Raw genomic sequence first — 13695 nt, 5'->3', positions numbered from 1 at the left:
ATTATGAAATCTACATTCTGGACCACGGGTATTGTGGCACTGGGGCTTTTCTTCGGATGCAGCACCAGCAGCCTCGACAAAGTGAACCCCAATCAGGTCATTACAGCGAATTACTATAAAACCTCATCGGAGTTACTCAAGGGAGTCAATTCTGTTTATGCCGTTTGGCAAAGCGCCAACCTTACCGGCCGCGAGTGGTTCTTCCTGCAAGACCTCCGCTCCGATGATGTGGCTTCGGGCGGGGGCCAGTTGGAAGCACCGCGCAACCAGATTTTGATTGGTGCCCAAAATCCAGGAAACGGGGTTGCCTTCTCGGTCTGGAACGGCCTTTATCGGGTTATTCACCGCGCCAACGTGGTCATTGATAATGGTCCGTCCGTTACGGATAACCCGACGCTGGCAAAGCGAATTGTTGGCGAAGCCAAATTCCTGCGGGCAATGGCTTACTTTGATCTGACAACGTTCTGGGGCGCGGTCCCTTTATATACCGACTACGTAACCGAAGTTGATGGAACAAAAGCAAAATCGCCGGTCAGTGATATTTACACTCTGTTGACAACCGATTTGCTGGCGATTCAGGCCGATCTGCCCGCTACGGCTACTGGTGCCGACCTCGGCCGGGCAACAAAAGCCGCTGCTCAGGCCCTGTTGGCACGTGTTTATATGCAAAAAGGGGATTATGCGAGTGCGAAGACACAACTCCAGGCAGTCATTAGCTCGGGCTTGTACAAGCTGACCGATGAATACCTGGATAACTTTATTGAAGAGACCGAATTTAATTCTGAATCAATTTTCGAGATCGGCTTCTCGAAAATTGGCGACTTCAACTGGGATGGCGACGGCAACGATAATGGAGCCAATGAAACCATGACCCGCAGTCAGGAGTATTCGGCCATTGGCTGGCGCAACCTGATTCCGTCTGACGGATTGCTCAACGAATACGAACGCACCGCCAAGGGCGATACCAAAACGGACCCTCGCCTAAAGTTCAATTTCTATTTCATCGGCGACACCTACAATAACGGCCTCAACACCCTTGGCGAATCGCAGGTACAGGGCAACACCTCCGTCGTAAATGGAGTGACGCAGAAAGTTAGCTGGCGGAAGTATACAGCCATGTATAAAAACAACGAAACCTTTTACACGTCGGGTATCAATATGCGGCTAATTCGGTACGCAGAAGTGTTACTCATGATGGCCGAAACGGAGAATGAAACCGGCAACAGTGCCAACGCGATTGCGTTGCTCAATCAGGTTCGGGCACGAAAAAGTGTAGCCATGCCCGCCTATCCAACCGCCAACTATCCGGTCAGCAGCAAAGCTGAAGTGTTGCGGGCTGTTATGCACGAAAAGCGGGTTGAGCAAGCTGGAGAGCAAATTCGCAACCGGGATATTCTACGCTGGCGGGCACAAAATAAATTCCAGACGGATCCTCTCCCGTATTTCGTAAAAGGCAAACAGGAGTTAATCCCAATTCCGCAACAGGAGTTGGATAACAATAGCAAATTGTCCCAGCAGGATCAGAATCCAGGGTATTAAGAACACAGTATTACCAACCTAATCTGAAATAAAAATCCCCGTACGGCTTTACTGCCAGACGGGGATTTTGTCTATATTTCAACTATGCATCACTTACTCGGACTGACCGGTTTACTTACCCTCACACTGGTTGGCTGTAGGCATACGCCCACTCGATTTGAGCAATTGAAAGCCTCTGAAACAGGCATTACCTTTGCCAATACCATTACCGAAAGCGACTCACTGAATGTACTTGAGTTCGAGTATATCTACAATGGTAGTGGCGTTGGCGTAGGTGATTTCAACGGCGATGGTCTGCCCGATGTATTTTTTGCCGGTAATCAGGTGTCAAGTCGGATGTATCTGAATAAAGGTGATTTCAAATTTCAGGACGTTACCGATTCAGCGGGCGTTGGCACAAGATACTGGTGTACGGGCGTAGCCGTAGCTGATATTAATCAGGATGGACGGCAGGATATTTATGTGTCAACTATTCATCCAGACCGCGATCGGGCTGTACCCAACCTTCTCTTTATTAACACGGGGAACGACGCCAATGGCCTACCCCATTTTGTGGAGTCGGCACAGGCTGTCGGGCTGGCAGATTCGAGTTACTCCACGCAGGCCACCTTTCTGGATTACGACAGGGATGGCGATCTGGATGTTTTCTTATTGACCAACGCCCTCGAAAACTTCAACAGAAATAACGTCATTGGTCCCCGGAATAACGGCTCCGCACGAAGTCAGGATAAATTATTTCGCAACGATAGTCCTCATCGCCCAAAAGGGGTAATAACGCCAGCTAAGGCGCCCCCTTTAGGAATTGAGGGAATTCATTTCACCAATGTTTCGGATCAGGCGGGCCTGCTGCACGAAGGCTGGGGCCTGGGTGTTCTTGTCAACGATGTGAATCAGGATGGCTGGCCGGATGTGTATGTGGCCAATGACTTTCAATCGAATGATGTCTGGCTAATCAATAACCAGGATGGCACATTTCGCAACCGCATTGCCGAATCCCTGAAACATCAGAGCCACAACAGCATGGGTATGGACATGGCCGACATTAACAATGACGGCCTGAACGACATCGCCGTTGTCGATATGCTGCCGGATGATAATCTTCGGCAGAAAACCATGTTCTCGACCATCCCCTACGACCGCTTTCAGATGGCCCGTCGGCTTGGCTACCAGCCGCAGTACATTCGTAATGTCCTTCAATTGAACAGAGGGTTCACAACCTCCACCCTTTCATCCCCCACCTCCCTTTCGTCCCCATCTTCCCCTTCTCTCCCCCTCTTCTCCGATATAGGTTATCTGGCCGGAACAGCAGCAACCGACTGGAGTTGGAGCGCTCTCTTCTCCGACTTAGATAACGATGGATTTCGGGATTTACTGATTACGAATGGCTATCGTAAAGACATCACCGACCTCGACTTTACCAGCTACAATCGCGATGGCGGTACCTTTGGCACCGATGCAGACCGACGCGCTCAACTGCTGAAACGAATCGTTGATCTGGAACCCGTTTACAAACCAAATTTCCTCTTTCACAACTCAGGTGACCTTCATTTTACCAACGTTGCCAGCGAATGGGGCCTTACTGAACCCTCCTTTACCAATGGTACCGCCTACGCCGATTTTGACAACGATGGTGATTTGGACCTGGTGATGAACAACATCAACGATCCTGCATTCATCTACCGAAACAGAACCGTCGAAAACGCAGTGGACTCGTCAGCCAGTCATTTCTTAAGGATAAACTTAGAGGGTAATCCCGGCAATCTGGAAGGGTTGGGAGCCAGAGTTGCCGTTTGGACAGGTGGCCAAGTACATTACACTGAATATACCCGACAACGAGGATATCAATCCACGATGGCATCGGGTATACACATTGGGCTAGGTGTTGCTAAACGAATTGATTCACTAAAAATAGTTTGGCCAAACGGTAACGGTCAACTTATTCGAAACATAACACCTAACCAAACCCTAACAGTAGCGGAGCAGAAAGCAACCCCGCAGCCACACACATTCCTGTCTATGCAGACAGTTGAAGCACCTTTATTGACCGAAGTTTCACCCTCCTTGAGCGGGCTTAGCTTTCATCATCAGGAGGATGATTTTGTTGACTATAAAGCACAACAAACACTACTTTCCCATAAGCATTCGCAAATTGGGCCGGGGTTAGCTGTTGGTGATGTGGATGGCAACGGACTGGACGACATCTACATCGCCGGAAGCGCATACAAAGGCGGCACATTTTTTTTACAACAGGAAAACTTAAAGGCCGCACAATCTACATTCCCTGATGCGGCATTCTCTGGCTCGCCATTCCGTGGTGCGGCATTCCGTGGTGCGGCATTCCGACGGAAAGACCGACCAACCAAAAAGCCTGAAGAAACCGGCGTTCTATTATTTGACGCCGACCTCGACGGCGACCTCGATCTGTATGCCGTTCATGGCAGCACAGAATTTGGTAAAGACGAAGCCGCCTGTCAGGACAGCCTGTACCTGAATGATGGCAAAGGGAATTTCCGATCCTCGCCAACGGCCCTCCCGAACACGATGTCCAGTGGCTCGTGCGTTATTGCCACCGACTTCGACCACGATGGCGATTTGGATCTGTTTGTGAGTGGGCGCATCGTTCCGCAACGGTACCCGGAACCGGCCCGAAGCTATTTACTGCGCAATGATAGTCGGGCAGGGGTGGTTCATTTTACGGATGTAACGGACCAAATAGCACCCGGTCTGTCGCAGGCGGGTTTAATTTGCGCAGCACTCTGGACAGATGTCGACAACGATAGTTGGCCCGATTTGATGCTGGCTGGCGAGTTTATGCCCGTTACTCTATTCAAAAATCAGCAGGGGCGTCGGTTCACGAGCGTAAATTCTCCCGCGCTGGCCAGTTCGACAGGCTTCTGGAACAGTCTGTCGGCGGGCGATTTTGACAACGATGGCGATATGGATTACATAGCGGGCAATCTGGGGCTGAACTGCCGATTGCAGGCTTCAACAACGCAACCCGTATCGATTTATGCGGCTGACTATGATAAAAACGGTACACTGGACCCGATCCTAACTTTTTTCAATGGTGGCGTCGAGTACCCATTTCACCCCCGCGATGTTCTGACCGATCAGATTCCGTCCTTCAAAAAGAAGATGACATCCTATGCCGCCTATGGTAAAACAACCCTAGCCAACTTACTATCGGCCGATGAGCAGCAACAGTCCCTGATCAAGCGGGCTACTTATTGTTCGTCGGCCTATATCGAGAACCGGGCAGGCGAATTTGTTGTGCATGCTTTACCTATCGAAGCTCAGTTTTCGCCCGTTTTTGGCAGTTCGGTTATAGATATCAATCATGACGGAAATTTAGATGTGCTACTCGTAGGCAATGATTATGCAACCGAAGTCCTATCGGGCTGGCAGGATGCAGGCTTAGGTTTATGCCTGCTGGGAGACGGAAGAGGCCATTTCAAGACGACTACACCAGCGAACTCTGGCTTTGTTGTCGATGGCGACGCAAAAGCACTGTCCACTGTTCTTCTAGCCAATGGCCAGCTCTATTACGTGGCAACGCAGAACAACGGCGCTTTGCGGGTATTCAGGGAAACAGCCGCCACGATAACGTATAAACGCGTAAAAACAGCTGATTTACAACTTATACAGTTATCGAAAGAAAAAAAACGAAAGACAGAGCTTACTTACGGAAGTGGGTATTTGTCGCAATCTTCCCGGACTGTAGAAAAAAATCGTGACTAAAAAAGAAATTGTACTTTTGGCAGCATTTTCTAGTTAACCTATGCGCTTTCTACTCGTTCTGATTTTCATGGCTCATGTTGCTTTCATTCAATCAGATTCGCCCGCATTCGACTTGGAAGGACATCGAGGCTGCCGGGGACTGATGCCCGAAAATACAGTTCCTGCATTCCTGAAAGCACTTGATATTGGCGTCAATACCCTTGAAATGGATGTGGTGATCAGCAAGGATCGGCAAGTAGTGGTTTCGCATGAACCCTATTTCAATGCCGCCTTCAGTATTGCGCCCAATGGCCTACCGGTTGATAAAAAAGAACAGAAAAATCTGGTCCTTTACCAGATGGATTACGCCGAGATCAAGCGCTACGATGTTGGCTCGAATGGGAATGCAGCCTACCCAGAACAGCAGCGGCTTAAGGTTTACAAACCCCTTCTGAGCGAAGTGATTGAACAGGCCGAAGCGTATCGAAAAGCAAAGAATCTCCCCTCCTTTTCATATAACATCGAAATCAAAAGCGAGCCTTCGGAGTATAATAAAAGCCAGCCCGAACCAGCCGAGTTTTGTGAACTTGTACAAGCCGTATTAAAAAAACAACTTTCTGCAGAACGTGTTAATGCAGACCGAATCGTTATTCAAAGTTTTGATTTTGCTGTATTAAAACAATGGAAGAAGGGAATGACTGAAGGTCAATATCTCAACGTGCGCTTATCGGCATTGGTCGAAAACCTACGCAGTCCGGAAAAAAATCTGGAAGAGCTTGGTTTCAAACCCAATATATATAGTCCTAATTTTCGACTGCTTGGCCAAAGTAAAATCACTAAACTTCATGAGCAGGGTATTAAAGTTATTCCGTGGACAGTTAACCAGCGTGACGACATGAAACGCCTGAAAGAATGGGGTGTCGATGGCCTGATTACTGATTATCCGGACCGTGCAAACGGATTATAAAACCTACCGTTTGAAATTGCGTTTTTATCCCTAACCTGTTCATTTCGGTTAGTTTATGTTATTTTAGCCTCCATGACTGTTCTAAATACCACGCTCAAATGGCTCCTGCAACGGCGATTGCCGCGCATCGAGGCAATGATGCAGCAGCCCGGGTCGGTGCAGCAGAAAGTCTTCACGCAATTAATCCGAGCTGGTTGCCGAACAGAGTGGGGCAAAAAACACGCGTATAAGTCCATTCAAAGCATTCGGGATTTCCAGCAGCAGGTTCCGGTTTCCAGCTACGAAGACCTGTTTCCTTACATTGAGCGGGTCATGAAAGGGGAAAGCAAGGTGCTTTGGCCATCGCCTGTCCGGTGGTTTGCCAAGTCGTCGGGTACCACAAATGCCCGAAGCAAGTTTATTCCCGTTACGACCGAGTCGCTGGACGAAAGTCATTTCAAAGGCGGCAAAGACATGATGGCCCTGTACATCGCCAACAACCCTGACAGTCGGGCGTTCGAAGGGAAAGGACTGTCAATAGGTGGTAGCCTTCACGCAAATCCATACGGTAATAACAGCGCGGCTGGCGATGTGTCGGCGGTGGTTATGACCAATTTGCCTAGTTGGGCACAGTACATTCGTACACCATCCATTCAGGTCGCGCTGATGGACGAATGGGAATCCAAGCTGGAGCGGATGGCCGAGATTACGTCGCAGGAAAACGTGACCAGTATGCTTGGTACGCCAACCTGGGGCATGGTGTTGATTGACAAAATTTTAGCTCATACGGGCAAATCGAATATTCTGGAAGTATGGCCCAATTTTGAAGTGATGATGCACGGGGCTGTCAATTTTCAGCCTTACCGGGAGCTATTCCAGCACCATGTTTTTCCATCAAAAGCGGTTCGGTATCAGGAAGTTTATAATGCATCGGAAGGATTTTTTGCTATTCAGGATGACATGACGCGCGTTGGCGAAATGCTCCTCATGCTGGACTATGGTATTTTCTACGAGTTTGTGCCCATCCACGAAGCCGATCAGCCATTCCCCAAAGCATTAACTATCGACGAAGTCGAATTAGATAAAAATTATGCGCTCATCGTCTCGACCAACGGCGGGCTCTGGCGCTACAAAGTAGGCGACACGGTTCGGTTTACGTCGTTATATCCGCACCGACTGAAAGTGAGCGGTCGAACCAAGCATTTTATCAATGCATTTGGCGAAGAAGTAATCGTTGAAAACGCCGAAACGGCCATTACACAAGCCTGTGAAGCAACCGGAGCCGTGATAACTGATTACACAGCCGGGCCGCATTATATGAGTAACGGAGCCAATGGCTGTCATGAATGGGTTATTGAATTTGCCCAGGAGCCGGATAATCGGCAGCGTTTTAACCAGATTCTGGATGAAACCCTCCGGCAGATCAACTCCGACTACGACGCCAAACGTTATAACGACATGGTATTGAAACGACCGCGTGTTCATGTTGTTCCACCGGGCACGTTTTATGCCTGGATGAAGCAGCGCGGTAAAGTGGGCGGGCAACATAAAGTGCCCCGCTTAGCTAACTCACGGGAATATCTGGATGATATTCTGGGAAAGGTGCTCGAATTATAGGTATGCAAACTCAACCCCAGTTTACCACAGCCGACATTCTTTTTATTTCACCTGTTCGCTTCTGAAAGCCAGTGAAATTGGCGTTCGGCCAGTTGAAAATGGCGTCTCTGACGCGTTAGCGCTACGACAACAGAGTCATTTCTAACTTTTCCACGCAGTACAATATGATTCGTGTCTGGTATAGTATAGGCCATTGTGAAAATGGGTATCGTATCGTCGGCAAACTTTTTGAACGCCAGCGTATGGCGAAGTGAATCAAGTGTGTAGCTAAAATAGCCACGTCGATATCGTTGGCGAAACAGCGTATCAGCCGTTTGAATACTCCCCGAGTTAGTTGCTTCAAAAACAACATCTTTCCAGCGTAAGCTATCTATCGTAGTGCCCTGAAAGTTATCGACCGAAAAAAAGCCGGTAGTTAATTTCTTCGGAGCGGATGAACCATTCGTTTCCCTTATATCCTTAAAAAATCCATATAGTGGAAGTATCAGAAATAAGCCCGCAAAGGCAACTTTCAATGCTGTCTGCGTCGTTCGCATCCATTGTCTGGGCAGCACCAGACGAGTGGCGGGCCCTGCTGGCTTGTTGAAAATGAAGAATGCAAGCAGTCGCTTCGCATCGCCAATGAGTAATAAATTACTGAACAGAAACAAGTGGATGGAGAATAGCTTGACGGGAATATCATAGCACAGGTTCATCATCATTACATTGAGGAATACACTTGCAGCCACAAAAGCGCCCAATGTACTGGTGCGCCAAAACAACAGCAGTAAACCAGCCGTGACCTCAACAGCGCCCGAAAAAAACTGATAGGGCGTTGAGTACCCAATAAAATACCATGAGAAACGCATGGGCAACAAATCGCCCAGCGGAGTAGCCAGCGCGCTCATAGACGGAAAGATCATCTGCTGCCCGAAAAGCTTGATGATACCGTACCGTAGCGCGACCATAGCGACGTAATACCGGAGCACGACCAACAACCAGTAATATGCGGTATTGTAATTAGTACGTCGATCGAAAATTGTCCAGATAACTGCGCCAATAGTGGCGATCAACAGAAAAAAACACAGCTGCGCGTAGCCATATGAGGTATCTCCACTGCCATTTAGTGGAACGAGTACGTCTTTTACATGGAAAACGGAGGCATTTGCCTGCGTAACAAGCCAGTTCTCAGCAATGCCATAATACTCCCCAATCAGATTTAGCAGCGGAATATCGCCGAGCCACGTCCAGGGCGACATGTATAGTAGAAGGTAGATACACCCAAAGCGAAAGAGTAATTTTTGCTCCAGGGACCATGAGTTGGCTGGAGCAACAGCAGCATTCGTCATAAAGGGATGAATTGGTGTGAGGAAAGTCAAAACACATTCATCCAAATATAATAAATCCCGATTCACCCCCGTATCAGCTTATTAGCTTTCAGAAAAGAATTTGTCATTACGGTTTTCTCGGGGTTGAGCACGACTTGTGTCAGCACTTCGCAGATAAACAACTCATGATCACCCGCGTCGGTGCTATGCATAACGCAACACTGAATAAAGCCAACAGCTTCGGTCAGATACGGACAACCGCGCTCATCGAGCGCATGAGGCAGGTTTTTAAACTTATCCCGCGCCCGGCCCGATTGCTGGCCGAGTTTGCGAATCAAGCGCGTCTGGTCTGTTGCCAGTAGATTTACATTGAGAATCCCGCTCTCCCGAACCAGTTCAATTGTATAATCGACTTTATACAGCGCTACAGCCAGTACGTTACCGCCCATGTCCGTTTGCGTAACCCAAGTAACAATGTTGGCATTCTGTTTCCCATTGGCAACCGTCGTAACACTATGTACGTCGTAGTCTTTGTATTTCAGCAGTCTTTTAGGCATGAGGTGATAACTAGGTTTGTTAAGCCCAAGAACGTGAAAGTACACAAAGTTCTGTAGCATTTATTTCTGTAGCATGGAGTGGTACTCCGTGCAGCCGAAGGCTAATCTGTAGCTCAAAAAATGTTAGCCTTCGACTGCACGGAGTATCACTCCATGCTACAGAACCAGAGCTATGGCATTAACTTTGCATCGAACGAAGCGTTTTATACTTCTGTTCTTTAGTAAGTGTTTATTATTGAGTCCAGGCAATGAAATCGTTCGACATACCAGAATACTACCGCAGCAGTATAATCACACCACTGAAAGAATTTCGGCGGAAGCGCGATAAATTAAAACGTGACTTTACCCCTACTCTGCTCGATTTTGGTCCAATCAGATTTTTAATTGCCCGGCATTTTGGCTTTTGCTACGGCGTCGAAAATGCGGTTGAGATTGCCTATAAAGCCATTGCCGAAAATCCTGGTAAGCGAATTTTTCTGCTCAGCGAAATGATTCATAATCCCGATGTCAATGCCGATTTGCAGGACAGAGGGGTGCGGTTTATTATGGACACCAGCGGGCGGCAACTTATTCCGTGGTCGGCTCTGGCACCCGAAGACGTCGTGATTATTCCGGCCTTCGGTACGACGCTCGAAACGCAAAAACAGTTATCGACGCTGGGATTGGATATTGAGAAGTACGATACCACCTGCCCATTTGTCGAAAAAGTATGGAATAAGGCCACCCAGATTGGTCAAAAAGACTACACGGTTATTGTACACGGCAAACCGAGTCATGAAGAAACGCGTGCTACGTTTTCGCATAGTAAAGAAGCCGCTCCTACAGTTGTGGTCAAAGACATGTCCCAAACGCAGCGACTGGCGAAATATATAACAGGCGAGTTACCCTCGGAGCAATTCTATACTGAGTTTGACGGTCAGTATTCCCTCGGGTTCGACACAAACCGCGACTTGCAGCGCATTGGTGTTGTGAACCAAACGACCATGCTTGCTTCTGATACACAGAGCATTGCCGACTTCCTTAAGCAAGTGATGACGGAGAAGTATGCGCTGACGCCTGCTACCATTGATGCTCATTTTGCCAATACGCGCGATACACTTTGTTACGCCACCAACGATAATCAGGATGCGACATACGCCCTATTGAATTATCCCGCCGATTTTGCCATTGTAGCTGGTGGGTATAACTCCTCCAATACCTCGCACATCGTTGAACTTTGCGAAGAAAAGCTACCCACGTATTTTATTGAATCAGAACAAAAAATACTGTCTGATAAATTGATACGGCATTTCAACGGCCATACAAAACAGGAAATCGTGACTGAGAACTTTATCCCTGATGGCTCAGCTACCAACCCGGTCACCGTGTTACTAACCTGTGGAGCATCTTGCCCTGATGCCGTTGTAGAGGGCATTCTGCTCAAGCTTGTTAGTTTTTTTCCTGATGCCCGTCGTGTTGAGGAAGTAGTGCAAGAATTTTCACACTAAGGTTAATGCACTTTTATAACAACTTCCCGACTCTCGTTTTGTAGCCGGTCGAGGGCTGTTACCACATAAACGTACTTCTTTTGGGGATCGGCTGTTTTATCAACAAAGCGCGTGGCCGATTCGCCCATACATTGCCCAAGTATGAAACGAGGATCATTTGTAAGTAAGCGGGGGCGTCGTCCTTCAAAGCGATAAATAACGTATGAATTAGCGCCATCGCCATCCGCTGCGTCGGCCGATTGCTGCCAGAATAGTTCTATGCCTTCAGGCACTATGGCTGCCTTCAAATCGCGGGGCGGTAAGGGTGGAATACTATCCAGCCATTTCATTGTTGGCACGAGTGCCGGATGACGATAGAAGTTTGTCTGAAGCGAGTCTCTGATTGACAGTGGGTTGGTTTGCAAGTTCTTAGCACTAAAGAAAACGCTCCCTTTTACCGCCTGCTGCTGGCGGTTATACCGCATTTGGGAAGGAAACTCCGTAGGCCGCCACCAACCCGGATCACGTTCAGAGCCACGCCCAACCCGATAAGCGCCATGCCCGATGTACAAGTGGCAGTTGTCGCCACAATTGCGAGTCCACCACTCTACCAGTGTTTTATAAGGTACTCTGCTAAATTCAGAACTAAAATAAACCTGCGGGACAATGTAATCAATCAACCCCTCACGAACCCATTTGCGCGTATCAGCGTAAATTTCATAATACGATTGTCCCCCGTTGGTAGCGGAGCCTTCTGGGTCATTGCTCTTATTTTTCCAGATGCCGAATGGGCTAATGCCAAACTTAACCCATGGCTTATTCGCCCGAATGGAATCGCGGAGTTCGGTAACGAGTTTCGTTACATTATCGCGTCGCCAATCGGCCTTATTCATTCCATTGAAGGTTGCTTTATAGGTGCTGTCATCCCGCAAGACCTGACCCGGTTCGGCATAGGGATAAAAATAATCGTCGAAGTGAATACCGTCGACATCGTATTCACGCACCACATTCGCCACGATCCCCGCTATGTAGGAGCGAACAGCGGGAATACCCAGATTAAAAAGTTTTTTTCCGCCATAATTCAACATCCATTCCGGTTTCCGGTTCACAATGTTTGTTGGGGCGATACTCGCTGTCTTGCTGAACGCAGCACGATCGAGGTTGAACCAGGCATGAAACTCCAGTCCACGCTGATGTGCCTCCTCAATCATAAATTCAAGCGGATCATAAAATGGCTCCGGCGCCAGGCCCTGCTGCCCCGTTAACCACTCCGACCAGGGCTCTGACCCACGGGCATAGAAGGCATCGGCGGCAGATCGCACCTGTACAACAACAGCATTGAGCCCCATCTGCTGATGCTGATCGAACATCGCCAGGATTTCGCGCTGCTGATCGGCAACAGGCAACCCTTTTTTACTTGGCCAATCAATATTGGTAACCGTAGCAATCCACACCGCCCGAAATTCGCGTTTAGGTGGCGCAGGCGTTAAGTCAATTATTTCGTCGTAGGGAATGGTATCAGACGGTACCGGCGCTATTACAACCTTCGGTGTAAGGGGTTTCGGCGTAGCAGGCCTGACAACAACTGGCTTGGGTTTCGGCGGAACAACCGCAACAGGTCGGTTCGGCCTGGCAGCAGGCTTTTGCGCAACGACAGGTTTAGTCTGCCGGCAGCCGTCGCTGAGTAGAATGATAAGGAATAGGCAACAGTAGGCAATCAGACGCATTTGACACAATGGGTTAACTGCCAAAATTAACGATAGTAGCTCATACCTTAGCCGAACTCAACGTCAATTCTATTTTTTTGCCAGAGTCCGGCAAGCGTCACTACAGTAAATAACAGCATCCCAATCGCGCTCCCATTTCTTACGCCAGCTAAAAGGACGGTTACAAACAGGGCAAATTTTTGTCGGCAAATCCGACTTTTTACGCATTTTCATAGGGAAACAACAAGTTGTGTTGTGAACAAGTTTTTCAGAACACGTACGTTTTGAACTGAAATACCCTTGTTTTTGCGTTATGTTCTCAACTTACGGGCCTCTTGATATGGCTACACATATGCAGAAGCATTGGCCATTTATTGATGACTCATTCAAATAAAGAAAGTAGCGCGAATATTGTTACTTGATTGATAGCTATTCAAAAATGTTAGCTGAGTCTGAAAATCAATCAGTTCACGAAGTATTTCTACAAAAGACAGCCAACTGTTTGCTTCATTTTCAGTTTAATATATATGAAAACAACAACAACAAGTTTATCCCTGACAGATATAGATATTGACCGTGTTATTGAGATGGCCTGGGAAGACCGTACACCCTTCGAGGCTATCGAAGCACAATTCGGGTTGTCGGAACAGGCAGTTATCGAGCTAATGCGCCGGGAACTGAAACCAGCATCATGGCGCCGGTGGCGTGAGCGTGTACAGGGTCGATCAACCAAGCACACAGTGTTATCGGCGGTTGATAATGCCCGATTCAAATCGGCTCAACAACGAATTATATCCGTGAACAAACTAAGTAAACGATAAATTTTCTAATTTGGCAACT

The 13695-nt window shown here is 48.1% G+C and carries 10 protein-coding genes; 6 read left to right on the top strand and 4 right to left on the bottom strand.

The window, feature by feature from the left end:
- Nucleotides 1–3: 3 nt before the first annotated feature.
- The 4 genes from CWM47_RS15220 to CWM47_RS15205 all read left to right on the top strand — a co-directional run bounded on the left by CWM47_RS15220 (nucleotide 4) and on the right by CWM47_RS15205 (nucleotide 7819).
- Complete coding sequence (locus tag CWM47_RS15220; protein ID WP_100988942.1) at nucleotides 4–1539, top strand: RagB/SusD family nutrient uptake outer membrane protein; 1536 nt, start codon at nucleotides 4–6, stop codon at nucleotides 1537–1539.
- An 84-nt stretch (nucleotides 1540–1623) separates the two neighbouring features.
- The gene (locus CWM47_RS15215) at nucleotides 1624–5277 is read left to right on the top strand and encodes a VCBS repeat-containing protein (RefSeq protein ID WP_100988940.1); all 3654 of its coding nucleotides are present in this window, start codon (nucleotides 1624–1626) and stop codon (nucleotides 5275–5277) included.
- Nucleotides 5278–5317: 40 nt separating this feature from the next.
- Entirely contained in the window at nucleotides 5318–6223 is a 906-nt protein-coding gene (locus CWM47_RS15210; RefSeq protein ID WP_206170648.1) for a glycerophosphodiester phosphodiesterase family protein, read from the top strand.
- 72 nt (nucleotides 6224–6295) lie between these two features.
- Nucleotides 6296–7819 carry a GH3 auxin-responsive promoter family protein gene (locus CWM47_RS15205; RefSeq protein ID WP_100988938.1) on the top strand — a complete coding sequence of 508 codons (1524 nt, stop codon included), beginning with the start codon at nucleotides 6296–6298 and terminating at the stop codon, nucleotides 7817–7819.
- A gap of 47 nt (nucleotides 7820–7866) precedes the next feature.
- Here the strand turns inward: CWM47_RS15205 and CWM47_RS15200 are convergent, their stop codons facing one another.
- Both CWM47_RS15200 and CWM47_RS15195 read right to left on the bottom strand, forming a co-directional pair.
- The gene (locus CWM47_RS15200; RefSeq protein ID WP_240625913.1) at nucleotides 7867–9057 is read right to left on the bottom strand and encodes a hypothetical protein; all 1191 of its coding nucleotides are present in this window, start codon (nucleotides 9055–9057) and stop codon (nucleotides 7867–7869) included.
- A gap of 152 nt (nucleotides 9058–9209) precedes the next feature.
- Nucleotides 9210–9683, bottom strand: coding sequence for a flavin reductase family protein (locus CWM47_RS15195; RefSeq protein ID WP_100988934.1), 474 nt, complete (start codon nucleotides 9681–9683; stop codon nucleotides 9210–9212).
- Between the two features lie 248 nt (nucleotides 9684–9931).
- Here CWM47_RS15195 and CWM47_RS15190 point away from each other — a divergent pair, with 248 nt between their 5' ends.
- Nucleotides 9932–11170 carry a 4-hydroxy-3-methylbut-2-enyl diphosphate reductase gene (locus CWM47_RS15190; protein WP_100988932.1) on the top strand — a complete coding sequence of 413 codons (1239 nt, stop codon included), beginning with the start codon at nucleotides 9932–9934 and terminating at the stop codon, nucleotides 11168–11170.
- A 2-nt stretch (nucleotides 11171–11172) separates the two neighbouring features.
- On the opposite strand, the gene CWM47_RS15185 is transcribed toward CWM47_RS15190, so the two are convergent.
- A complete protein-coding gene (locus CWM47_RS15185; protein WP_100988930.1) occupies nucleotides 11173–12876 on the bottom strand; it encodes a glycoside hydrolase family 10 protein in 1704 nt (567 codons plus the stop codon).
- A gap of 69 nt (nucleotides 12877–12945) precedes the next feature.
- Nucleotides 12946–13083: a DUF2256 domain-containing protein gene (locus CWM47_RS15180; RefSeq protein WP_100993886.1), complete on the bottom strand. Its 138-nt coding sequence runs from the start codon at nucleotides 13081–13083 to the stop codon at nucleotides 12946–12948.
- 299 nt (nucleotides 13084–13382) lie between these two features.
- Here CWM47_RS15180 and CWM47_RS15175 point away from each other — a divergent pair, with 299 nt between their 5' ends.
- Nucleotides 13383–13676 carry a TIGR03643 family protein gene (locus tag CWM47_RS15175; RefSeq protein ID WP_100988928.1) on the top strand — a complete coding sequence of 98 codons (294 nt, stop codon included), beginning with the start codon at nucleotides 13383–13385 and terminating at the stop codon, nucleotides 13674–13676.
- Nucleotides 13677–13695: the final 19 nt, after the last annotated feature.

This window comes from Spirosoma pollinicola (genome assembly GCF_002831565.1).
In the GTDB taxonomy this organism is placed as follows: domain Bacteria; phylum Bacteroidota; class Bacteroidia; order Cytophagales; family Spirosomataceae; genus Spirosoma; species Spirosoma pollinicola.
This window is presented reverse-complemented; position numbering and strand designations above follow the sequence as displayed.

Coding starts and splice junctions, on each gene's coding strand:
- CWM47_RS15205 (WP_100988938.1), top strand. CDS start 6,296: ATGACTGTTCTAAATACCACGCTCAAATGGCTCCTGCAACGGCGATTG.
- CWM47_RS15215 (WP_100988940.1), top strand. CDS start 1,624: ATGCATCACTTACTCGGACTGACCGGTTTACTTACCCTCACACTGGTT.
- CWM47_RS15190 (WP_100988932.1), top strand. CDS start 9,932: ATGAAATCGTTCGACATACCAGAATACTACCGCAGCAGTATAATCACA.
- CWM47_RS15185 (WP_100988930.1), bottom strand. CDS start 12,876: ATGCGTCTGATTGCCTACTGTTGCCTATTCCTTATCATTCTACTCAGC.
- CWM47_RS15195 (WP_100988934.1), bottom strand. CDS start 9,683: ATGCCTAAAAGACTGCTGAAATACAAAGACTACGACGTACATAGTGTT.
- CWM47_RS15200 (WP_240625913.1), bottom strand. CDS start 9,057: ATGTCGCCCTGGACGTGGCTCGGCGATATTCCGCTGCTAAATCTGATT.
- CWM47_RS15175 (WP_100988928.1), top strand. CDS start 13,383: ATGAAAACAACAACAACAAGTTTATCCCTGACAGATATAGATATTGAC.
- CWM47_RS15220 (WP_100988942.1), top strand. CDS start 4: ATGAAATCTACATTCTGGACCACGGGTATTGTGGCACTGGGGCTTTTC.
- CWM47_RS15180 (WP_100993886.1), bottom strand. CDS start 13,083: ATGCGTAAAAAGTCGGATTTGCCGACAAAAATTTGCCCTGTTTGTAAC.
- CWM47_RS15210 (WP_206170648.1), top strand. CDS start 5,318: ATGCGCTTTCTACTCGTTCTGATTTTCATGGCTCATGTTGCTTTCATT.